At 70.6% G+C, this 21,125-nt stretch carries 18 protein-coding genes and 3 tRNA genes; 9 read left to right on the plus strand and 12 right to left on the minus strand.

All coding sequences use genetic code 11. The features are described from left to right. Positions 1 to 26: 26 nt before the first annotated feature. The 5 genes from ACIGW2_RS13525 to ACIGW2_RS13545 form a co-directional block, all read right to left on the minus strand. The gene (locus ACIGW2_RS13525; protein WP_399843443.1) at positions 27 to 818 is read right to left on the minus strand and encodes an ABC transporter permease; all 792 of its coding nucleotides are present in this window, start codon (positions 816 to 818) and stop codon (positions 27 to 29) included. Continuing rightward, positions 815 to 1,795 carry an ABC transporter ATP-binding protein gene (locus tag ACIGW2_RS13530; protein ID WP_399843444.1) on the minus strand — a complete coding sequence of 327 codons (981 nt, stop codon included), beginning with the start codon at positions 1,793 to 1,795 and terminating at the stop codon, positions 815 to 817. Before ACIGW2_RS13530 ends, ACIGW2_RS13525 begins: the two co-directional genes overlap by 4 nt. A 153-nt stretch (positions 1,796 to 1,948) precedes the next feature. After that, positions 1,949 to 2,021, minus strand: a tRNA-Gly gene (locus tag ACIGW2_RS13535). Between the two features lie 82 nt (positions 2,022 to 2,103). Beyond that, positions 2,104 to 2,175, minus strand: a tRNA-Gly gene (locus tag ACIGW2_RS13540). Positions 2,176 to 2,333: 158 nt separating this feature from the next. Next, positions 2,334 to 2,699, minus strand: coding sequence for an Lsr2 family protein (locus ACIGW2_RS13545; protein WP_399843446.1), 366 nt, complete (start codon positions 2,697 to 2,699; stop codon positions 2,334 to 2,336). Positions 2,700 to 3,026: 327 nt separating this feature from the next. Here ACIGW2_RS13545 and purS point away from each other — a divergent pair, with 327 nt between their 5' ends. The 3 genes from purS to purL are packed head-to-tail and all read left to right on the plus strand — an operon-like array spanning position 3,027 to position 6,198. Beyond that, a complete protein-coding gene (gene purS / locus ACIGW2_RS13550; RefSeq protein WP_356068427.1) occupies positions 3,027 to 3,272 on the plus strand; it encodes a phosphoribosylformylglycinamidine synthase subunit PurS in 246 nt (81 codons plus the stop codon). Continuing rightward, the gene (gene purQ, locus ACIGW2_RS13555; protein ID WP_361579065.1) at positions 3,269 to 3,949 is read left to right on the plus strand and encodes a phosphoribosylformylglycinamidine synthase subunit PurQ; all 681 of its coding nucleotides are present in this window, start codon (positions 3,269 to 3,271) and stop codon (positions 3,947 to 3,949) included. Before purS ends, purQ begins: the two co-directional genes overlap by 4 nt. Continuing rightward, entirely contained in the window at positions 3,949 to 6,198 is a 2,250-nt protein-coding gene (gene purL, locus ACIGW2_RS13560) for a phosphoribosylformylglycinamidine synthase subunit PurL (protein WP_361579067.1), read from the plus strand. The genes purQ and purL overlap by 1 nt, the downstream gene beginning before the upstream one ends. Before the next feature lie 95 nt (positions 6,199 to 6,293). On the opposite strand, the gene ACIGW2_RS13565 is transcribed toward purL, so the two are convergent. Then, entirely contained in the window at positions 6,294 to 6,701 is a 408-nt protein-coding gene (locus ACIGW2_RS13565) for a nuclear transport factor 2 family protein (protein WP_399843448.1), read from the minus strand. Positions 6,702 to 6,768: 67 nt separating this feature from the next. On the opposite strand from ACIGW2_RS13565, the gene ACIGW2_RS13570 reads away from it, so the two are divergent. After that, positions 6,769 to 7,569, plus strand: a complete 801-nt coding sequence (locus ACIGW2_RS13570; RefSeq protein WP_391655802.1) for a sterol carrier family protein — start codon at positions 6,769 to 6,771, stop codon at positions 7,567 to 7,569. Positions 7,570 to 7,646: 77 nt separating this feature from the next. Continuing rightward, complete coding sequence (locus ACIGW2_RS13575; protein WP_399843450.1) at positions 7,647 to 8,456, plus strand: META domain-containing protein; 810 nt, start codon at positions 7,647 to 7,649, stop codon at positions 8,454 to 8,456. Here the strand turns inward: ACIGW2_RS13575 and ACIGW2_RS13580 are convergent. Continuing rightward, complete coding sequence (locus ACIGW2_RS13580) at positions 8,453 to 9,838, minus strand: sulfatase (protein ID WP_399843453.1); 1,386 nt, start codon at positions 9,836 to 9,838, stop codon at positions 8,453 to 8,455. The two genes, ACIGW2_RS13575 and ACIGW2_RS13580, sit on opposite strands and share 4 nt — an antisense overlap. A gap of 51 nt (positions 9,839 to 9,889) precedes the next feature. Then, positions 9,890 to 9,988 carry a putative leader peptide gene (locus tag ACIGW2_RS13585; protein WP_356068413.1) on the minus strand — a complete coding sequence of 33 codons (99 nt, stop codon included), beginning with the start codon at positions 9,986 to 9,988 and terminating at the stop codon, positions 9,890 to 9,892. 285 nt (positions 9,989 to 10,273) lie between these two features. Between ACIGW2_RS13585 and purF the strand changes: the two genes are divergently transcribed. Then, complete coding sequence (gene purF / locus ACIGW2_RS13590; RefSeq protein ID WP_356068411.1) at positions 10,274 to 11,800, plus strand: amidophosphoribosyltransferase; 1,527 nt, start codon at positions 10,274 to 10,276, stop codon at positions 11,798 to 11,800. Between the two features lie 52 nt (positions 11,801 to 11,852). Further along, positions 11,853 to 12,920 carry a phosphoribosylformylglycinamidine cyclo-ligase gene (gene purM / locus ACIGW2_RS13595; protein WP_361579078.1) on the plus strand — a complete coding sequence of 356 codons (1,068 nt, stop codon included), beginning with the start codon at positions 11,853 to 11,855 and terminating at the stop codon, positions 12,918 to 12,920. A gap of 171 nt (positions 12,921 to 13,091) precedes the next feature. Here purM and ACIGW2_RS13600 read toward each other — a convergent pair whose 3' ends face one another. Both ACIGW2_RS13600 and ACIGW2_RS13605 read right to left on the minus strand, forming a co-directional pair. After that, positions 13,092 to 13,346: a DUF3073 domain-containing protein gene (locus ACIGW2_RS13600; protein ID WP_356068407.1), complete on the minus strand. Its 255-nt coding sequence runs from the start codon at positions 13,344 to 13,346 to the stop codon at positions 13,092 to 13,094. 299 nt (positions 13,347 to 13,645) lie between these two features. After that, entirely contained in the window at positions 13,646 to 14,734 is a 1,089-nt protein-coding gene (locus ACIGW2_RS13605) for a Glu/Leu/Phe/Val dehydrogenase dimerization domain-containing protein (RefSeq protein ID WP_361579080.1), read from the minus strand. Between the two features lie 154 nt (positions 14,735 to 14,888). Here ACIGW2_RS13605 and ACIGW2_RS13610 point away from each other — a divergent pair, with 154 nt between their 5' ends. Both ACIGW2_RS13610 and bldC read left to right on the plus strand, forming a co-directional pair. Continuing rightward, the gene (locus ACIGW2_RS13610; RefSeq protein WP_391655797.1) at positions 14,889 to 15,749 is read left to right on the plus strand and encodes a hypothetical protein; all 861 of its coding nucleotides are present in this window, start codon (positions 14,889 to 14,891) and stop codon (positions 15,747 to 15,749) included. 545 nt (positions 15,750 to 16,294) lie between these two features. Next, positions 16,295 to 16,501 (plus strand): developmental transcriptional regulator BldC, encoded by a 207-nt coding sequence (gene bldC, locus ACIGW2_RS13615; RefSeq protein WP_003949541.1) that lies wholly within the window; start codon positions 16,295 to 16,297, stop codon positions 16,499 to 16,501. Between the two features lie 426 nt (positions 16,502 to 16,927). Here bldC and ACIGW2_RS13620 read toward each other — a convergent pair. Then, positions 16,928 to 17,001, minus strand: a tRNA-Asp gene (locus tag ACIGW2_RS13620). A 129-nt stretch (positions 17,002 to 17,130) separates the two neighbouring features. Next, positions 17,131 to 21,120, minus strand: coding sequence for an ATP-dependent RNA helicase HrpA (gene hrpA, locus ACIGW2_RS13625; RefSeq protein ID WP_399843456.1), 3,990 nt, complete (start codon positions 21,118 to 21,120; stop codon positions 17,131 to 17,133). Positions 21,121 to 21,125: the final 5 nt, after the last annotated feature.

Consider the following 21,125-nt stretch of genomic DNA (forward strand, 5'->3'; position numbering starts at 1 on the left):
TTCCGGTCCGCCGTCAGCGCGGTCCCCTACCGGCGCGGTTCCCAGCGGAACCACTTCCGCACAGCAAACACGCTGATCACGATCCAGGCCACCGTGGTCAGGGCGGCGCCGAGCAGGTCCTTCGCGTCTCCGCCGCCGAGCCAGCCGGCCCGCACGAGCTCCATGGGGCCGCTGAGCGGCAGCAGCGAGCAGACGGCGGCGACCGGGTCGGGCAGCGACTCGGCCGGCAGCATCAGGCCCGAGCCCATGGAGGAGAGGAGGAAGAAGGGGAGGGTGGTCAGACCGGCGCTCTCGACGGTGCGGGTGATCACGCTGGTGAGGGCGGCGAGCGCGGCGAGCAGCGGTACGGCGCCGAGCACCCCGAGGACGAGCAGGTCGGGGCGGCCGGGGGCGTCGGCGTCGAGGACGGCGGGGCCGAGCACGCTGAGCAGGGCGCACTGGGCGAGGGCGATGACGACGGCGGGCAGGGCGCCGCCGGCCAGGATCTCGGCGTCGCGGGCCTCGCCGGTGCGCAGCCGCTTGAGGACGAGTTCCTCGCGGCGGGCGACGTAGGTGGAGACCAGGCTCATGTACGTGACGAGCATGAGGATCATGCCGGTGCCGCCGACGAGGGTGGCGGCGGCGACGCCCATGGGCACGCGCTCGGTGCCGTCCGCGCCTGCGCCGGGTCCGCCCAGTCCGGTGAGCGTGGAGCGCAGCAGGAAGATCATCAGCACCGGCATGAGCAGCGCGACGAAGAGGGTGTTGCGGTTGCGCCCGAGGAGGGTGAGTTCGGCACGGCCGAGGGCGGTGAGCCGGGTGACGGCGGCGGTGTTCATCGGACCTCTTCCAGGTGTGCGGTGGTCTCGGAGCCGGAGCCGGAGCCGGAGCCGGAGCCGGAGCCGGAGCCTGAGCCGGACTCGGCGTGGGAGGCGATCTCCAGGAAGGCCTCTTCGAGGGAGGCCGAGCGCGCGTCGAGCGCGTCGAGCCGTACGTCCTCGGTGGCGGCCCAGTCGAGGAGGGTGCGGAGCGCGTTCTGGAGCTCGTACGTACGGATCTCGACGCGCGGGCCGTCGGCGGCGGCCTTCAGGGGGAGCGGCAGACGGCCGGCGGGAACGCCCTCGGGGAGCCGGAAGCGGATCCGGGCGGGGCGGGCGGCGGTGACCTCGGCGGGGGTGCCGGCGGTGACGATCCGGCCGCGGTGCATGATCGCCAGCCGGTCGGCGAGTCCCTCGGCCTCCTCCAGGTAGTGGGTGGTGAGGAGGACGGTGGTGCCGCCGTCGCGCAGCCGGCGCACCAGCTCCCAGGTGTCGCGGCGGCCCTCGGCGTCCAGGCCGGTGGTGGGTTCGTCGAGGAACAGCACCTCGGGCCGGCCGAGCAGGGCGAGCGCGAGGTCGAGCCGGCGCCGCTCGCCGCCGGAGAGCTGCTTGACCCGGACGGTCGCGCGGTGGGCGAGGCCGACGGTCTCCAGGGCCTCGGCGACCGGGCGGGCGCCGGTGGTGCAGCCGGCCCACATCCGCGCGGTCTCGGCGGCGGTGAGGTCGGAGGGGAAGCCGCCCTCCTGGAGCATCATCCCGATGCGGGGGCGGACGGCGGCGCGTTCGCGGTACGGGTCGTGGCCGAGGACCCGGACGGTGCCGCGGGTGGGCGGGGCGAGTCCTTCGAGGAGTTCGACGGTGGAGGTCTTGCCCGCGCCGTTGGTGCCGAGCAGGGCGAAGACCTCGCCGCGCGGCACGCTGAAGGAGATGCCGCTGACGGCCTCGAAGCCGCCGGAGTAGGTCCGGTGGAGGCCGTCCGCCTCGATCGCGTTCGTCATGGGACCAGGCTCGGGCCGGTTCCGGCCCGTCGGCAGTGCGCGCTGTCATCGCCCCGACTGACAAATGTCATGAGGACGGGGGACGGGCGGGAGCGCGAGGACGGGAACACGACGAAGGCCCCGGTTCCTGAGAACCGGGGCCTTCGCTCCCTGAGCGGACGACGAGATTCGAACTCGCGACCCTCACCTTGGCAAGGTGATGCTCTACCAACTGAGCCACGTCCGCATGCCTCCGACCGGCTTTCACCGGGCGGTGCGTGCACCACTCTACCTGATGCACCGGAGTGCTTGGTAACCGTGGTGCAGAGAGCGGGTGACAGGGATCGCACACTGCGGCTTCCCTCTGGAAGAGGGCTGTTCTACTACTGAACTACACCCGCACGCTCTGCTGGGGGACTCGGCCTTTCGGCCTCGCCCCTCGGCGTGATCCAGACTCTAGCGGATCATGGGGGGTGCAATGCAAATCCGGGGTTCCGCTTCGCCGGCCGACCCCCCGAGGCGCCCCCGGCCCGGACAGCCCGGCCGTCACGCGCGGCCCTCAGCTCGCGGCCTGGAAGGCCTCGTACACGCGCTTCGGGATCCGGCCCCGGGCCGGCACCTCCAGCTTGTTGGACTGGGCCCAGGCGCGGACCGCCGCCGGGTCGGGGGCGAGCGCGGTGTGCGTGAAACTCGTGGGGCCGTTCTTCGCGCCCGGCCCGCCCTGCCCGCCCTTCTGCGTGTGAGCTGCGGCACGAACGGTGCGGCCGGCGGCCAGGTAGGGGGCCAGGGCCTTGCGCAGTTTCTTTGCATTGGCGGGATTCAGGTCGATCTCGTACATCTTCCCGTCGAGGCCGAACGTGACCGTTTCCGCCGCTTCTCCGCCGTCGATGTCGTCGAAGAGAGTGACCACTACGCGCTGCGCCACGGATATCGGTCCTTTCCTGCGGATCGCCCTGTCGTCTGAGGGGTTGGCACCGCCCTGACGTGCTGCGATGCCGAAACGATGGCCATCCGGGGACGAAATTGCGTTCCTCTGCATTCCTTTGTACAGCGCGAGGTGTCGCAGGGGGAAGCCCACGCAATTGTTTCCGCGTGTCACGGTCGGCGGGTGGCGGCGACCAGTATTCCGACCGAATTCACCACCGCGGTGTTTCACCGTGCTTTGTAGGATCCTTCAGACTTCTACCCGCGTAGAATTTGGAGGCAGGTACGCTGAGGGAACCGCCCACGCAACACACCACCGGGAGTGCCAGTGGCACGCGTCGTAGTCGACGTCATGCTCAAGCCGGAGATCCTCGACCCGCAGGGACAGGCGGTGCAGCGTGCACTGCCCCGCCTCGGATTCGACGGAATCGCCGACGTCCGCCAGGGGAAGCGCTTCGAGCTGGAGGTGGAGGGACCGGTCGACGACGCCGCCCTCGCCCGCATCCATGAGATGGCCGAAACCTTCCTTGCCAACACCGTGATCGAAGACTTCACCGTGAAGGTGGAGTCGTGACCGCACGCATCGGCGTCGTCACGTTCCCCGGAACGCTGGACGACCGGGACGCGCTGCGCGCCGCCCGCCTCGCGGGCGCCGAGCCCGTCTCGCTGTGGCACCGCGACAAGGACCTCAAGCAGGTCGACGCGGTGGTCCTCGCGGGCGGCTTCTCCTACGGCGACTACCTGCGGGCCGGAGCCATCTCCCGCTTCTCGCCGGTGATGGAGACGATCATCGAGCAGGCGAAGGCGGGCATGCCCGTCCTCGGCATCTGCAACGGCTTCCAGATCCTCACCGAGGCCCACCTGCTGCCGGGCGCCATGCTGCGCAACAACCACCTGCACTTCATCTGCCGCGACCAGAAGCTGCGGGTGGAGAACGCGGAGACCGCCTGGACCTCGGACTACACCGAGGGCCAGGAGATCGAGGTCCCGCTCAAGAACATGGACGGCCGTTACGTCGCCGACGAGCGCACGCTCGACGAGCTGGAGGCCGAGGGGCGGGTGGCCTTCCGCTACCTGGACGTGAACCCCAACGGCTCGCTCCGCGACATCGCCGGCATCACCAACGCCGCCGGCAACGTGGTCGGACTCATGCCGCACCCCGAGCACGCCGTCGAGCCGCTGATCGGCACCGGCAAGACCGACGGCCTCGGTTTCTTCACCTCGATCCTCAAGAAGCTGGTCAACGCCTGATGAGCCTCGACACCGTCAAGCACGCCACCGAGACGCCCGACGTCGAGCAGCCCTGGAAGGAACTCGGCCTCAAGGAGGACGAGTACGCGCGCATCCGCGAGATCCTCGGCCGCCGTCCCACCGGCGCCGAGCTCGCGATGTACTCCGTCATGTGGTCCGAGCACTGCTCCTACAAGAGCAGCAAGGTCCACCTGAAGCAGTTCGGCGAGAAGGCCCCGCAGAACGACGCCATGCTCGTCGGCATCGGCGAGAACGCGGGCGTCGTCGACGTCGGCCAGGGGTACGCGGTCACCTTCAAGGTCGAGTCGCACAACCACCCCTCGTACATCGAGCCCTACCAGGGCGCGGCCACCGGCGTCGGCGGCATCGTCCGCGACATCCTCGCCATGGGTGCCCGCCCGGTCGCCGTGGTCGACCCGCTGCGCTTCGGCGCCGCCGACCACCCCGACACCAAGCGCGTGCTGCCCGGTGTCGTCGCCGGCATCGGCGGCTACGGCAACTGCCTGGGCCTGCCCAACATCGGCGGCGAGGTCGTCTTCGACTCCTGCTACCAGGGCAACCCGCTGGTCAACGCCGGCTGCATCGGCGTCATGAAGCACGAGGACATCCACCTCGCCAAGGCCTCCGGCCCCGGCAACCAGGTCATCCTCTACGGCGCCCGCACCGGCGGCGACGGCATCGGCGGCGTCTCGGTCCTCGCCTCGGAGACCTTCGACGACACCAAGCCGGCCAAGCGCCCGGCGGTCCAGGTCGGCGACCCCTTCCAGGAGAAGCTCCTCATCGAGTGCACCCTGGAGATCTTCAAGGAGAAGCTGGTCGCCGGCATCCAGGACCTCGGCGGCGCCGGTCTGTCCTGCGCCACCTCCGAGCTGGCCTCCGCCGGCACCGGCGGCATGCGGGTCGACCTCGACAAGGTGCACCTGCGCGACGCGACGCTCTCGCCCGAGGAGATCCTCATGAGCGAGTCGCAGGAGCGCATGTGCGCGATCGTCGAGCCGCAGCACGTCGAGCGCTTCCTGGAGATCTGCGAGAAGTGGGACGTCATCGCGGTCGTCATCGGTGAGGTGACGGACGGCGAGCGCCTGGAGATCTTCTGGCACGGCGAGCAGATCGTCGACGTGCCGCCGCGCACCGTCGCCCACGAGGGCCCGGTCTACCACCGCCCCTACGCCCGCCCGGAGTGGCAGGACGCGCTCCAGGCCGACGACGCCGGCAAGCTCGCCCGCCCGCAGAACGGCGCCGAGCTGAAGGAGCAGGTCCTCAAGCTGGTCGGCTCCCCGAACCAGGCCTCCAAGTCCTGGATCACCGACCAGTACGACCGCTTCGTGCAGGGCAACACCGTGCTCGCCCAGCCCGAGGACGCCGGCATGGTCCGCATCGACGAGGAGACCAACCTCGGCGTGGCCATGGCGACCGACGGCAACGGCCGGTACGCCAAGCTCGACCCGTACACCGGTGCGCAGCTCGCGCTCGCGGAGGCGTACCGCAACGTCGCCGCCTCCGGCGCCAAGCCGCTGGCGATCTCCGACTGCCTGAACTTCGGTTCGCCCGAGGACCCGGCCGTCATGTGGCAGTTCGCCGAGGCCACCCGCGGTCTCGCGGACGGCTGCCTCCAGCTCGGCACCCCGGTGACGGGCGGCAACGTCTCCCTCTACAACCAGACCGGTGACGTGGCCATCCACCCGACGCCCGTCGTGGCCGTCCTCGGTGTGATCGACGACGTCAACCGCCGCACCCCGATCGCCTTCGCGGAAGAGGGCCAGCTCCTCTACCTGCTCGGCGACACCAAGGAGGAGTTCGGCGGCTCGGCCTGGTCCGAGGTGATCCACCAGCACCTGGGCGGCCTGCCGCCGGCCGTGGACCTCGACCGGGAGAAGCTGCTCGGCGAGATCCTGATCTCGGCCTCCCGCGACGGCATGATCGACGCGGCCCACGACCTGTCCGACGGCGGACTGGTCCAGGCGGTCGTCGAGTCCTGCCTGCGCGGCGGCAACGGCGCGCGCCTGGTCGTGCCCGAGGGCCTGGACGCCTTCACCTTCCTCTTCAGCGAGTCGGCCGGCCGCGCGGTCGTGGCCGTCCCGCGCAGCGAGGAGCTCCGCTTCACCGACATGTGCGGTGCGCGGGGTCTGCCGGCGACCCGCATCGGTGTCGTCGACGGCGACGCGGTGGACGTGCAGGGCGAGTTCAGCGTCTCCCTGGAGGAGCTGCGCGCCGCGCACGAGGCGACGATCCCGGGCCTGCTGGCCTGAGGTCCCTCGTCCGCGTGACGAGTACGCGTGACGAGTACGCGGGACGGCCCCCGCCCTTTCCGGGCGGGGGCCGTCCGCGTTTCAGGCGTCCGTGGTCAGCCGGTGCCCCAGAAGGCGTCCGACTCCTCGATGTCGGCCACGCACTCGTCGATGTCGGAGACCTTGCCGCCGACGAGGGTGAAGAAGAGGCCGCCCTCCATCTCGATGCCCCGGTCGCTGCCGTCGGCGTGCCACTTGTGCACCGAGATGACGTGACCGCGGCCGTCCGGGTAGACGCCCTTCACCTCGATCCGGAAGGTGCCGTTGGTGCGCTCCATGAGTTGCCCGTAGTGGTCGAAGACGTTGTCGATGCCCTTGAAGTGGCCGGACATCACGCTGTTGCCGGGCGAGTGGTGGGTGCAGTCGCTGGTCATCAGTTCCCTCAGCGTCGCCATGTCACCCTTGCTGAACGCTTCGTAACCCCGCCGCACCAACGCGGCATCGGGGTGTTCGTGATGGGTCATGGTCCCGTCGCCTGCTTTCGCTGCGAGTGGCTCCCGTCCCCTCCAGTCTCGGCGTTAGCCTCGGCCCATGCCACCCGCCAAGAAGCGCTCCCGCACGTACGACTCCGCCAAGATCCGCGCCGCCGTGCTCGCCCAGGCCGGGCACGTACGGGAGGGAGTGGCCGCGTTGCCGCCCGAGGTCCTGGCGCGGCCGACGCGGCTCGGCGACTGGACCGTGCGGGAGCTGGTCGCGCACCTGACGATGGCGCTCGGCTCGCTCGCCCGGAAGCTGTCCGAGCCCGAGCCCGCCCGGCACGAACTGGCGCTCCTGGACTGGCCACTCGCCACCGCGTCCGGCGCCGCCGGCATCGACGCGGACACCCGGGCGCTGGCCGCGGACGAGGACCTTGCGGGGGCGTACGAGCGGACGCGGGCGCTCTTCGAGGAGCGGCTCGCGGGCGCGGCCGACGAGCGGCTGGTGCCGACCCGGTTCGGCGCGATGCGGCTCGGTGACTTCCTGGTCACGCGGACCGTCGAACTCGTCGTGCACACCGACGACCTCAATGCGGCGACCGGCCCGGACGTCCCGGACGTCCCCCTCGACCGGCAGGCGCTCGCCGCCTGCACCCGGCTGCTCGCGGACGCCCTGGCGGCGAAGGCGCCCGGGGGCGCGGTGGAGGTGCGGGTGCCGCCGTTCGCGGTGGTGCAGTGCGTCGAGGGCCCCCGGCACACCCGGGGCACCCCGCCGAACGTGGTCGAGACGGACCCGCTGACCTGGGTGCGGCTCGCGACCGGGCGGGCCGCGTGGGCGACGGAGCTGGACGCGGCCCGGATCCGCGCGAGCGGGGAGCGCGCCGACCTGGGCGGGCTGCTGCCGCTGATGGGCTGAGCGGCGCCGCACAGGGGCGGCCCGGCCGACCGTGCCCCGGCCCGGAACCGTAGCGCCGTGGGGTCCGTCCCACCGGCATGAAGAAGCCCCGTGTCCTCGCCGGAACCGCCCTCGCGCTCCTCCTTCTCTCCGCCTGCGGTACGGGCACGGGCGGCGGCCCGGGGGCGGGCGCGGGCTCGCCCGATCTGCCCGTGGCCGGCACGTCGTGGACGATCGCGGCGGCCACCGCGGACGGGGTCCGCTCGGTGGCGCCGTCCGGTGCCGCGGTGGCGTTCGATGCGAACGGGCGGGCCCGCGGCAACAGCGGCTGCAACCACTTCGGGGCCTCGGTGACCGTCCACGGCGACACGCTCACCGTGAGGCAGGAGGAGGTCACGGAGATGGGCTGCGACGCGGACCGGCTGCGGTTCGAGACGGCGCTGCTCAAGGCCTTCAGCGGCGAGCTCAGGGGCAGGCAGTCGGGGACGTCGCTGGTCCTGGCCTCGGCCGACGGGCGGCGCGCGGTCGAGCTGACCGCCGAGGCGGACGCGCCGCTCGTGGGCACGGCCTGGACGGTCGACGGGCTGCTCGACGGGGGTGCGGAGGGCACCGCGACCTCGCTGCCGGCCGGCTCCGAGGGCCGGGCGAGGCTGACCTTCGGCAAGGACGGGCGGCTCTCCGGCAGCCTGGGCTGCAACCGGGTCACCGCGCCCGCGAGGATCAGCGGCCGGACGATCACCCTGGGCGCGATCGCGACCACCCGGATGATCTGCACGGTCCCGCAGATGGACCTGGAGACCGCGCTGTACGAGCGGCTCGACGGCCCGCTCACGTACCGACTCGACCACCGCACCCTGACCGTCACCGACGCGGACGGCCAGGGCTTCACGGCGAAGGCGGCCGGCTAGCTTCCGTACGGCAGGAGCCCGGCGTCCGTTCGCTCCCAGGCGGCCCGCAGCTCGGCCAGCCGCTCCTTCTCGTACGGGGCGCGGTCGGCCTGCTCGCGGACGTCGGCGGAGAGGTGGAAGAGCTGGTCGCGCCCGCTCTTGCCCCGGTAGTACTTCCAGTCGCCGCGGCGCAGCGCGCGCTCCCCGCGCACCCGCCAGAACAGGTCGCGCTCGCCGGGCTCCTCGCCGCGCAGCAGGTACGGGGCGAGGCTGGTGCCGTCGAGGGGGTAGGCGGGGTGGGGGCGGGCGCCGGCGAGGTCGAGGAGGGTGGCGGTCCAGTCGGGCGAGTACACGGGCAGGTCGCTGACCTGGCCGCCGTCGATCCGGGCGGGCCAGCGCAGGATCGAGGGCACGCGGATGCCGCCCTCCAGGAGGGAGCCCTTGTTGCCGGCGAGCGGCCAGTTGTGGGAGAAGCGCTCGCCGCCGTTGTCGCTGCCGAAGAAGACGAGGGTGTCGCGCTCGCGCCCGGCGCGCCTGAGCGCGGCGAGGACCCGGCCGACAGAGCGGTCCAGGTCCTCGACCATCTCCTTGTACTTCTCGATCGAGCCGCCGTCCTGGTGCCAGAGCGCGGAGCGGTCGCCGGCCTTGATCCGGCGGACGATCTCGGCGCTCTCCGCCTCGTCGCCGTCGGCGATCCACGGCCAGTGCGGGGTGGTGAAGTTGAGGTTGAGGAGGAAGGGCCGGTCGTGGTCGCGGGTCACGTACTCGCTCGCCCGCTCGGTGAGGATGCGGGTGTAGTAGCGCAGGTCCTTGTACGCGGCGTCGCCCTCGTAGAGGTCGTACTCGCCGCCCAGGCCGAGCTTGGAGTAGTACTCCAGGGCGCCGCCGAAATTGCCGAAGAACTCGTCCCAGCCGGAGCGGGTGGGGGAGTAGTCGGGCAGGTAGCCGCAGTGCCACTTGCCGATGAGCGCGGTGGTGTAGCCGGCGTCGCGGAGCAGGGAGGCGAGCGTGGGGTGGGTGGGCTCCAGGCCGACGGACCTGTCCGCGATGGGTTCGGCGAGGCCGCCCTTCGTGCGGCCCGGGAACCGTCCGGTGTAGAGGCTGAAGCGGGTGGGGGAGCAGGTCGCGGAGCCGGAGTAGGCGTCGGTGAAGCGGACGCCCTGGCGGGCGAGCCGGTCCAGGTGCGGGGTGCGGATGTGCGGCGAGCCGTAGGAGGAGAGGTCGGCCCAGCCGAGGTCGTCGCCGAGGATGAAGAGGACGTTCGGGCGGGGGGAGTGCCGTCCGGGGGCGGCGCGGAACGGGCGTTCCTGGGCGAGGGCCGGGGTGGTGGTGCCGAGGGCGGCCGCGGCGGCGGTGCCGACGGCGGCCCCGCCGAGGGCACGGCGGGATATGGACCTGGACATGCGGGTCTCCTGGAGGAATGCAGGACTGCCTGAGGACAGAAGGTCGGGAGCTCAGGCGCGGCGACAGATCGCGCTCGCGACACGGGCCAGGTCCACGTGCCGGCGCGCGACGAGGGTGACCGAGAGGTCGGGGTCGCTGACGGGCTGCATGATCACGAGCCTGGCGGAGCCCGGGAGGCGGTGTCAACGACCGTCCCGCACCGTGGACTCCGTCACATCCCGACCGTCCGGCCCGTGGCGTACGAGCGTCCGCTCGGGTCGGGTGGAATCAAGGTGACCGGCCGGTAACCCTTGGGCCCCTTGCTTTGTGGGCTCCAACAAAGACCGAAGGATCAGTTCGTCAAAAGCTACGAGAAGATCGACGGCGTCCGGAGGGCCCGATCCGGCCCGTTCGCCAATTCGGACCAGTGGTCGATCCCGTCTACACTCGGTTTCGTGCCACGCGGAGACGGTCGACTCAATCACGATCTGCTCCCCGGTGAGAAAGGCCCCCAGGACGCTTGTGGCGTCTTCGGTGTCTGGGCTCCGGGTGAAGAGGTCGCAAAGCTCTCGTATTTCGGGCTCTACGCCCTCCAGCATCGGGGTCAGGAATCCGCGGGAATCGCGGTCAGCAACGGCTCCCAGATCCTCGTCTTCAAGGACATGGGACTTGTCTCCCAGGTCTTCGACGAGACTTCTCTCGGTTCCCTCCAGGGTCATATCGCGGTCGGTCACGCCCGCTACTCGACCACCGGAGCCTCCGTGTGGGAGAACGCGCAGCCGACCTTCCGGGCGACCGCCCACGGCTCGATCGCGCTCGGCCACAACGGAAACCTGGTGAACACGGCGCAGCTCGCCGAGATGGTCGCCGACCTCCCCAAGAAGGAGGGCCGCGCCACCCAGGTCGCCGCCACCAACGACACCGACCTGGTGACCGCGCTGCTCGCGGGCCAGGTCGCCGAGGACGGCACGCCGCTCACCATCGAGCAGGCGGCCACGAAGGTCCTCCCCGAGGTCCGGGGCGCCTTCTCCCTCGTCTTCATGGACGAGCACACCCTCTACGCCGCCCGTGACCCGCAGGGCATCCGCCCGCTGGTGCTCGGTCGGCTGGAGCGCGGCTGGGTCGTCGCCTCGGAGACCGCCGCCCTCGACATCTGCGGCGCGACCTTCGTCCGCGAGGTCGAGCCGGGCGAGCTCATCGCGATCGACGAGAACGGCATCCGCACCTCGCGATTCGCGGAAGCGAAGCCCAAGGGCTGTGTCTTCGAGTACGTCTACCTGGCGCGCCCGGACACCGACATCGCCGGCCGGAACGTGTACCTCTCCCGGGTCGAGATGGGCCGCAGGCTCGCCAAGGAAGCGCCCGTCGAGGCCGACCTGGTGATAGCCACCCCCGAGTCCGGCACCCCGGCCGCCATCGGCTACGCGGAGGCCTCCGGCATCCCGTTCGGCGCCGGCCTGGTCAAGAACGCCTACGTCGGCCGGACCTTCATCCAGCCCTCGCAGACCATCCGCCAGCTGGGCATCCGGCTGAAGCTGAACCCCCTCAAGGAAGTCATCAAGGGCAAGCGCCTGGTGGTCGTCGACGACTCGATCGTCCGCGGCAACACCCAGCGCGCGCTGGTCCGGATGCTCCGCGAGGCCGGCGCCGCCGAGGTCCACATCCGGATCTCCTCCCCGCCGGTCAAGTGGCCCTGCTTCTTCGGCATCGACTTCGCCACCCGCGCGGAGCTGATCGCCAACGGCATGTCCGTCGAGGAGATCGGCACGTCGCTCGGCGCGGACTCGCTCTCGTACATCTCGCTCGACGGGATGATCGAGGCGACCACCATCGCCAAGCCCAACCTCTGCCGGGCCTGCTTCGACGGCGAGTACCCGATGGAGCTCCCCGACCCGGAGCTGCTCGGCAAGCAGCTCCTGGAGACCGAGCTGGCCGCGGGACCCGCCGCGACCGCCGCGGCCGACGCCCTGCGCCGTCCGTGACCGCCGTATGACCCCGCTGCACCCCGCAGTACGACACGAAAGTTCTGAAGCCATGTCTCAGGCCACCGGTGCCAGCTACGCGAGCGCGGGCGTCGACATCGAAGCGGGCGACCGCGCCGTCGAGCTGATGAAGGAGTGGGTGAAGAAGACCCAGCGCCCCGAGGTCCTCGGCGGCCTCGGCGGCTTCGCCGGCTACTTCGACGCCTCCGCCCTCAAGCGCTACGAGCGCCCGCTGCTCGCCTCCGCGACCGACGGCGTCGGCACCAAGGTCGACATCGCCCGCCAGATGGGCGTGTACGACACCATCGGCCGCGACCTGGTCGCCATGGTCATGGACGACATCGTGGTCAGCGGCGCCGAGCCGCTGTTCATGACCGACTACATCTGTGTCGGCAAGGTGCACCCCGAGCGGGTCGCCGCCATCGTCAAGGGCATCGCCGAGGGCTGTGTCCTGGCCGGCTGCGCCCTGGTCGGCGGCGAGACCGCCGAGCACCCCGGCCTGCTCGGCCCGGACGACTTCGACGTCGCCGGCGCCGGCACGGGCGTCGTCGAGTACGACCGGCTGCTGGGCGCCGATCGCATCCGTACGGGTGACGCCGTCATCGCCATGGCGTCCTCCGGTCTTCACTCCAACGGGTACTCGCTCGTCCGGCACGTGGTCTTCGACCGCGCCGGCATGAGCCTCGACCAGCAGGTCGAGGAGTTCGGCCGGACCCTCGGCGAGGAGCTCCTGGAGCCGACCCGGATCTACTCCCTGGACTGCCTGGCGCTCACCCGCACCACCGAGGTGCACGCCTTCAGCCACATCACCGGCGGCGGACTGGCCGCCAACCTGGCCCGGGTGATCCCGGACGGCCTGCACGCCGTCGTGGACCGCTCGACCTGGACCCCCGGCGCCGTGTTCGACCTGGTCGGCACCGCCGGTCAGGTGGAGCGCCTGGAGCTGGAGAAGACGCTGAACATGGGCGTGGGCATGATGGCCGTGGTCCCCGCCGAGTCCGTCGACGCGGCCCTGACCACCCTCGCCGACCGCGGGGTGGACGCCTGGGTGGCCGGTGAGATCACCGAGCGCGGCGAGCGTGCCACGGGCGCGGAGCTGATCGGCGACTACGCGAAGTAGGCGGCGGCCGGGAAGTCACCGAAACGACGAAGGAGCACCCGCTGGACGGGTGCTCCTTCGGTCTTTCCTCCAAGGCTCCCGCATGGGGCCCATGGGGGGTTCGCGGGCCGGGTCCGGACAGCGCAGAAACCCGGTCCGGGTGCCCCGGACCGGGTTTCCATGTTCAGAAGGTCAAGCGCGACGCTGAGTGGACGCCGGACCGGACTCGTCGTCCTCGTCCTCGTCGTCCGTGTTGTAGAGATCCGCGTACTGCGCGTACGGGTCGTCTTCCTCGTCGTCGTCCTCGAACGGCTCGCCATTCGGCGGCTGGCTCGAAGTCGATGCGCCCAGCTCGCTGGCCAGACGCGACAGGTCAGTCCCGCCGCTGCTGTACTTCAGCTGGCGGGCGACCTTGGTCTGCTTGGCCTTTGCCCGGCCGCGCCCCATGGCTCGACCCCCTCGGTGACGGAGCTCTTTGGCCCCAGAGTCTTGACACGCGTTCATGATCCGGAACGGACTCTCGAAGAGAGACCGGTCCGTAGGGCTTCAACGGTACCTGTTTCCGTCGGTCTACGGTACGCCGCGCGCATCACATACCCCGGTACAGAACCATCGAGGTGCCCTGTCCTCGCTGGTCAATCGCGATTTTAACCTCTTCTTGAGGTTCGACCCGCCGATCGGCGTGAGCGAAGTCTCGCGAATCGCTCGCCGCTCGTCCGCCGGCCGGCGGGTCGTCGCTCCGGGGGTCAGGCGCGGCGCGCCGCGGCCATGCGCTGCTCGGCGATCCGGTCGGCCGCGGCGGCTGGCGGAATGCCGTCGGACTTCGCACGTGCGAAGATCTCCAGGGTGGTGTCGAAGATCTTCGTGGCCTTGGCCTTGCAGCGGTCGAAGTCGAAGCCGTGCAGCTCGTCGGCGACCTGGATCACGCCACCGGCGTTGACCACGTAGTCGGGCGCGTAGAGGATGCCGCGCTCGACGAGGTCCTTCTCGATGCCGGGGTGGGCCAGCTGGTTGTTGGCCGCGCCGCAGACGATGGCCGCGGTGAGGAAGGGCACCGTCTCCTCGTTGAGCGCGCCGCCCAGGGCGCACGGGGCGTAGACGTCCAGGCCCTCGACGCGGATCAGGGCGTCGGTGTCGGCGACCACGGTGACCTGCGGGAACTTGTCGGTGATCCGGCGCACCGACTCCTCGCGCACATCGGTGATGACGACCTCGGCACCGTCGGAGAGCAGGTGCTCGACCAGGTAGTGGCCGACCTTGCCGACGCCCGCGACGCCGACCTTGCGGCCGCGCAGGGTCGGGTCGCCCCACAGGTGCTGCGCGGAGGCGCGCATGCCCTGGAAGACGCCGAAGGCGGTCAGGACGGAGGAGTCGCCGGCGCCGCCGTTCTCGGGGGAGCGGCCGGTGGTCCACTGGTTGGTGCGGGCGACGACGTCCATGTCGGCCACGTAGGTGCCGACGTCGCAGGCCGTGACGTAGCGGCCGCCGAGGGAGGCGACGAAGCGCCCGTAGGCGAGGAGCAGCTCCTCGGTCTTGATCTTCTCGGGGTCTCCGATGATCACGGCCTTGCCGCCGCCGTGGTCGAGGCCGGCCATGGCGTTCTTGTACGACATGCCGCGCGAGAGGTTGAGCGCGTCGGCGATGGCTTCGGCCTCGGTGGCGTAGGGGTAGAAGCGGGTGCCGCCGAGGGCGGGGCCCAGGGCGGTGTTGTGGAGGGCGATGACGGCCTTGAGACCCGTGGTGCGGTCCTGGCACAGCACGACTTGCTCGTGGCCGCCCTGCTCCGAGTGGAAGAGGGTGTGCACTACGTCGGGCACGCCGGTCACATCGGTCACGGTGGTGACTCCCAGTCAGGATTCGGCGGAAGGTCCCCCCTGTGGGTGGGGGTGGGACCAGGTCGGGACGAGGGTATGTCCTACCTGGCCGTAGCAGGGACGCAGTGCCGAGGATCACCCCCGCGGGGGGTACGCGCGTGGAAGGATTTGCGACATGTCGGTGCCCTCCTCGGTGCTTGTCCCCTATGCCGCCTATCTGCGGGTGTACGAGCCGCTGGCCGCGTTCCCGGAGCCGGAGCGGGGGCACTGGGCGCGGTACGCGCGCCGGCCGGATCCGCCGGACGCGCAGGACGAACTGCGCCGCTCGCTCGCGGACTTGGTGCCGGTGCCGCCGGTCCCGGTGCCGGTGCACGAGAGCGCGGACGCCTTCGTGGCGGAGGTGGACGGGGTGGTCCTGGTGTGTCCGTGGCGGACCCGGCTGCGGGGCTGGCTGGCGATGGCGGACCTGGTGGGCGGCACGCTGCCGGCGCCGGTCCTGGACGCGATGGTGCCGCCGGTGGTGCGGGCGCAGGCGACGGCGGACCACGAGCGGTGGCTGGCGCGGAACCCGGACGCGCGGCCGTGGATCCGCGGCACGGTGTGGCGGGTGCCGCCGTCCTGGTTCGCGCTGTTCTCGGACGAGGAGCGGGAGTACGTGCCGGCCGGGGGCGCCGGGGAGGGCCCGGCCGCCGGGCCGGTGCTGCGCTACCGGACGCCGATGGCGCAGGCGCGGCGGCGGCTCGCCCGGGCGCTGAAGGCGCTGCGCGGGGCGATCGCGGAAGGGCCGATGACGGAGAGCCTGGTGGAGGTGGGCCGCTGGCTGGAGGAGTTCCATCCGCGGGCCCTGGTGGAGCTGGACTACGGGGGACTGGTGCACGCGCTCGGGGCCGAGGAGCTGGCGGCGGACCGGTCGGCGGCGGACGTGGCGGCCGGGATCGAGGCGCTGCGGGACGGCGACGGGGAGGGCGCGCAGGCGGCCTACGGGCGGTTCGCCGAGCGGTGGAAGGCCGTGCACAACCTGCAGTTCGCCAATTGATCATCGACAGGACATGTCCATCTGATGTAAATGATCTTCATTGCTGGACACCAGTTCGGGTCTTTGGTGTGCTCTCGTGGGGCCCTTGGTGCGGGTGCGGCAGGACGTTGGTCCCGATCCGGGCCTTTGGCTCAAGGGTGACGGACAGCACTAAACGCACCCTTGCGCCCATCGCCCACCCTCGTGCCAAAATAGGACAAGGAGTCCGGGGAGGGTTCCTTCCGTCCAAGTCTGGGCGGAACGCTCGACATTGCACTCTATGGGGGGTCTGAGGACTCCTGATCGCTCTGTGACTGATCGTCACAGTGGCGTGACTGTCCGTTATGGCATGGTCCATCGACTTCCGCCGCTGATGAACACCTGCGAGGGCAATTCCATCGGTTTGGCCGACGTGGCTGGACGGATGGTGTAGTTGTAGTGCCGAGGACAAGCCGTTCGTCCTATAACCGACTCGACCCGCTTCCGCCATTTCGGGCAAGGCGGGTCAAGGTGCAGAATTTAGAGGAAAGAACCGAGATGGTTCGGTTCTCCCGAGGAGGCCGCTCATGACCGCTCGCACCCCTGATGCCGAGCCGCTGCTGACCCCTGCCGAGGTTGCCACCATGTTCCGCGTGGACCCGAAGACGGTGACTCGCTGGGCCAAGGCCGGCAAGCTCACGTCCATCCGCACCCTGGGTGGGCACCGCCGGTACCGCGAGGCCGAGGTCCGCGCCCTGCTGGCGGGCATTCCGCAGCAGCGCAGCGAGGCCTGAGGCGCCCGCGACACTCGCAGCACCCCGTAACACCCCGTAGTACCGGGCGCAGCCGGGTCCCCCAACCCGGGCCGCCCAACCCCAAGCTCTGCCGACGCGCGACCTGCCCCAACAGGTCCCCCGTCATCGATCGCGCTGGACTCCGCCGGGTCCGGCGCGATCTTTTTATGTCCCGGTTCACCCGCGTAGACCAGGTGCAATTGCACATATTAAATCTGGGGCATGTAGGAGGGGTGTAAGTCCGGCCGTTCTGAAAACTGATTGAGTGACACCCGTCACACCGTCAAAGCCTTGCCCTGGAAACAGCCTTCCACCTCCGCGAGGCCGTTCCACCGCGCCGTTGGTCACCCCTTGGGGGGACCTTGGTCCCTGGTTCCCGGGAACGCAAGAAGGCCCGCACCGAACGGTGCGGGCCTTCTTGGTCGGCGATCCTGACGGGACTTGAACCCGCGACCTCCACCTTGACAGGGTGGCGAGCTAACCAACTGCTCCACAGGACCTTCGCAGCCTTTGAAGTGCGGCTGCGAGGAAAAGAGTACAGCAGGTCAGGGGGTGCGGTCGAACCGGCTGCCGGACGGGGCCGGCGCGGGCCCGGCAGGCAGGCTCGGCAGCCGGCCCGGGCCGCCGGGCTAGCGCGCGGGCTGCGGCACCACCGCGTCGATCGCCTTCACGATCCGCTTGTCCGACACCGGGTGGGCCGTGCCGAGCGCGTGCGCGAAGTAGCTCACCCGCAGTTCCTCGATCATCCAGCGGATGTCCGTGACCGAGGACGGCACCGGACGCCCCTGCGGGAGCTGTTCGAGCAGCCAGGCGTACTCGTCCAGCATCTCGTGCACCTTCTCCATCCGGGTGGTGTCCCGCTGCACGCCCGTCGGCATCTGCTGCAGCCGCCGGTCCACCGCCACCAGGTAGCGCATCAGGTCCGGCAGCCGCTTCAGACCCGTGCGGGTCACGAAACCGGGCGGCATCAGCCAGGCCAGCTGCTCGCGCACGTCCCTCAGGTTGGGCAGCAGCGCCGGGCTGCTGGTCGCCTTCAGGCGCCGCTCGCAGGCCTGCCAGGCCGCCAGCACCTGCTGCACCTGGCCCACCGTCCGGATCGTCAGCTCGACGAGGTCGGCGCGCACCTTGTCGTACAGCTTCCGGAAGGACTCCTCGTCCCACACCGGCCCGCCGTGGTCCGCGATCAGCTTGTCCGCCGCGGCGGTCGCGCAGTCCTCGAAGAGGGCCTGCACCGAGCCGTGCGGATTCGCCGACAGGGCCAGCTTCTGCTGGTTGGTGAGCCGGTCCGAGGCGAACTTCGCCGGGTTCACCGGGATGTTCAGCATGATCAGCTTCCGGGTGCCCCGCCACATCGCCAGGGCCTGCTCGGCCTCCGAGTCGAAGAGCCGCACGGCGACGCTGTCGCCCTCGTCGACCAGCGCCGGGTACGCCTTGACCGGCTGGCCGCCCCGCTTGGTCTCGAAGACCTTCGTCAGCGTCCCGATCGTCCAGTCCTTCAGCCCCGTGCGCTCCAGGGACGGCCCGGAGCCGTCCGGGCCCGCCGTGGCCGCCTTGGCGGCCTTGGAGAGCGCCTGGCGGGCCTTCGGGCGCAGACGGAGCTTCAGCGCCTCCAGGTCCTTGTCCTCGGCCAGCTTGCGGCGCCGCTCGTCGACGATCCGGAAGGTGATCTTGAGGTGCTCGGGGACCTTCGTCCAGTCGAAGTCCTCGGCCGTCACCGGCACGCCGACCATCCGCTGCAGCTCGCGGGCGAGCGCGCCCGTCAGCGGCTCCTGGACCGGGACCACCGTGTCCAGGAAGCGGCTCGCGAAGTTCGGCGCCGGCACGTAGTGGCGGCGGATCGGCTTCGGCAGCGACCGGATCAGCTCGGTGACGACCTCCTCGCGCAGACCGGGGATCTGCCAGTCGAAGCCCTCGTCCGTGACCTGGTTGAGCACCTGGAGCGGTACGTGCACGGTCACGCCGTCCGCGTCCGCGCCCGGCTCGAACTGGTAGGTCACCCGGAACTTCAGCGCGCCCTGCCGCCACGAGTCCGGGTAGTCGTCCTTGGTGACCGCCCCGGCCTTCTCGTTGATGAGCATCTCGCGCTCGAAGTCGAGGAACTCCGGCTCCTCGCGGCGCTTGTGCTTCCACCACGAGTCGAAGTGGGCGCCCGACACGACGTGTTCGGGGACCCGCTTGTCGTAGAAGTCGAAGAGGGTCTCGTCGTCGACCAGGATGTCCCGGCGCCGGGCCCGGTGCTCCAGCTCCTCGACCTCGGTCAGCAGCTTGCGGTTGTCGGCGAAGAACTTGTGGTGGGTGCGCCAGTCGCCCTCGACGAGCGCGTTGCGGATGAACAGCTCGCGGGAGACCTCGGGGTCGATCCGCCCGTAGTTGACCTTGCGGTCGGCGACGATCGGCACCCCGTACAGCGTGACCTTCTCGAAGGCCATGACCGCGGCCTGGTCCTTCTCCCAGTGCGGCTCGCTGTACGTCTTCTTCACCAGGTGCTCGGCCAGCGGCTCGATCCACTCGGGCTCGATCCGCGCGTTCACCCGGGCCCACAGGCGGGAGGTCTCCACCAGCTCGGCGGACATGACCATCCGCGGCGGCTTCTTGAAGAGCGCCGAGCCGGGGAAGATCGCGAACTTGGCGTTCCGGGCGCCCAGGTACTCGTTCCGGGTGCCCTCGCGCCGGCCGTCCTTGGCTTCCCGGCCCTCCTTGGACTCCTTCACGTCCTTCAGGCCGATGTGCGAGAGCAGACCGGCGAGCAGCGAGACGTGGATCGACTGCTCCGGCGCGTCCTCCTCGTTGAGGTGGATGCCCATCTGCTTGGCGACCGTGCGCAGCTGGGCGTAGATGTCCTGCCACTCGCGGATCCGCAGGAAGTTCAGGTACTCCTGCTTGCACATCCGGCGGAAGGAGCTGGAACCGCGCTCCTTCTGCTGCTCGCGGATGTAGCGCCAGAGGTTGAGGAAGGCGAGGAAGTCGCTGGTCTCGTCCTTGAAGCGGGCGTGCAGCTGGTCGGCCTGCGCCTGCTTCTCGGCCGGCCGCTCGCGCGGGTCCTGGATGGACAGCGCCGCCGCGATCACCATGACCTCGCGGACGCAGCCGTTCCGGTCGGCCTCCAGGACCATCCGGGCGAGCCGCGGGTCGACCGGGAGCTGGGACAGCTTCCGGCCGGTCTCGGTGAGGCGCTTGCGCGGGTCCTTCTGCGCCGGGTCGAGGGCGTGGAGCTCCTGGAGGAGCTGGACGCCGTCCCGGATGTTGCGGTGGTCCGGCGGGTCGATGAAGGGGAACTTCTCGATGTCGCCGAGGCCGGCCGCGGTCATCTGGAGGATGACGGAGGCCAGGTTGGTCCGGAGGATCTCCGCGTCCGTGAACTCGGGGCGGGTGAGGAAGTCGTCCTCCGAGTAGAGCCGGATGCAGATGCCGTCCGACGTACGGCCGCAGCGGCCCTTGCGCTGGTTGGCGCTGGCCTGCGAGATCGGCTCGATCGGGAGGCGCTGCACCTTGGTGCGGTGGCTGTAGCGCGAGATGCGCGCGGTGCCCGGGTCGATCACGTACTTGATGCCGGGGACGGTCAGGGACGTCTCGGCCACGTTCGTGGCGAGCACGATCCGGCGGCCGGAGTGCGCCTGGAAGACCCGGTGCTGCTCGGCGTGCGACAGGCGCGCGTACAGCGGCAGGATCTCCGTGTTGAAGAGCTTCTTCTTGGTCAGCGCGTCCGCCGTGTCACGGATCTCCCGCTCGCCGGAGAGGAAGACCAGGATGTCGCCCGGCCCCTCCTTCTGGAGCTCGTCGACGGCGTCGCAGATCGCGGTGATCTGGTCCCGGTCGGCCTCGTCGGAGTCCTCCTCCAGGAGCGGCCGGTAGCGCACCTCGACCGGGTACGTGCGCCCGCTGACCTCGATGATCGGCGCGTCGCCGAAGTGGCGGGAGAAGCGCTCCGGGTCGATGGTCGCGGAGGTGATCACGACCTTGAGGTCGGGGCGCTTCGGCAGCAGCTGGGCCAGATAGCCGAGCAGGAAGTCGATGTTGAGGGACCGCTCGTGGGCCTCGTCGATGATGAGCGTGTCGTACGCGCGCAGCTCGCGGTCCGTCTGGATCTCGGCGAGCAGGATGCCGTCCGTCATCAGCTTGACGAAGGTCGCGTCCGGGTTCACCTGGTCGGTGAAGCGGACCTTCCAGCCGACCGCCTCGCCGAGCGGGGTCTTCAGCTCCTCGGCCACGCGCTCGGCGACCGTGCGGGCGGCGATCCGGCGGGGCTGGGTGTGCCCGATCATGCCCCGGACGCCCCGGCCCAGCTCCAGACAGATCTTCGGGATCTGCGTGGTCTTTCCGGAACCGGTCTCACCGGCGACGATCACGACCTGGTGGTCGCGTATCGCCTCCGCGATCTCGTCCTTCTTCTGCGAGACCGGGAGCTGCTCGGGATAGGTGACGGCGGGCACGCGAGAGGCGCGCCCGTCGACGCGCTCCTTGGCCTTGGCCGCCTCGGCGGCGATCTCGTCCAGGACGGCCTCGCGGGCCTCGGGCTTGCGGATGCGGCGGGCGCCTTCGAGACGGCGGCCGAGCCGGTGGGAGTCCCGCAGCGAGACCTCGGCCAGGACGGACTGGAGGGCGGCGAAGGAAGTAGACATACGGG

The sequence above is a fragment of the Streptomyces sp. NPDC053541 genome (assembly GCF_044544705.1).
Lineage (GTDB): Bacteria > Actinomycetota > Actinomycetes > Streptomycetales > Streptomycetaceae > Streptomyces.

Bases quoted from the DNA above. Each gene is read 5' to 3' on its own strand.
- ACIGW2_RS13525 (WP_399843443.1), bottom strand. From the start codon at position 818: ATGAACACCGCCGCCGTCACCCGGCTCACCGCCCTCGGCCGTGCCGAA.
- ACIGW2_RS13530 (WP_399843444.1), bottom strand. From the start codon at position 1,795: ATGACGAACGCGATCGAGGCGGACGGCCTCCACCGGACCTACTCCGGC.
- purL (WP_361579067.1), top strand. From the start codon at position 3,949: ATGAGCCTCGACACCGTCAAGCACGCCACCGAGACGCCCGACGTCGAG.
- ACIGW2_RS13565 (WP_399843448.1), bottom strand. From the start codon at position 6,701: ATGACCCATCACGAACACCCCGATGCCGCGTTGGTGCGGCGGGGTTAC.
- ACIGW2_RS13570 (WP_391655802.1), top strand. From the start codon at position 6,769: ATGCCACCCGCCAAGAAGCGCTCCCGCACGTACGACTCCGCCAAGATC.
- ACIGW2_RS13575 (WP_399843450.1), top strand. From the start codon at position 7,647: ATGAAGAAGCCCCGTGTCCTCGCCGGAACCGCCCTCGCGCTCCTCCTT.
- ACIGW2_RS13580 (WP_399843453.1), bottom strand. From the start codon at position 9,838: ATGTCCAGGTCCATATCCCGCCGTGCCCTCGGCGGGGCCGCCGTCGGC.
- ACIGW2_RS13585 (WP_356068413.1), bottom strand. From the start codon at position 9,988: ATGCAGCCCGTCAGCGACCCCGACCTCTCGGTCACCCTCGTCGCGCGC.
- purM (WP_361579078.1), top strand. From the start codon at position 11,853: ATGTCTCAGGCCACCGGTGCCAGCTACGCGAGCGCGGGCGTCGACATC.
- ACIGW2_RS13600 (WP_356068407.1), bottom strand. From the start codon at position 13,346: ATGGGGCGCGGCCGGGCAAAGGCCAAGCAGACCAAGGTCGCCCGCCAG.
- ACIGW2_RS13610 (WP_391655797.1), top strand. From the start codon at position 14,889: ATGTCGGTGCCCTCCTCGGTGCTTGTCCCCTATGCCGCCTATCTGCGG.
- bldC (WP_003949541.1), top strand. From the start codon at position 16,295: ATGACCGCTCGCACCCCTGATGCCGAGCCGCTGCTGACCCCTGCCGAG.
- hrpA (WP_399843456.1), bottom strand. From the start codon at position 21,120: ATGTCTACTTCCTTCGCCGCCCTCCAGTCCGTCCTGGCCGAGGTCTCG.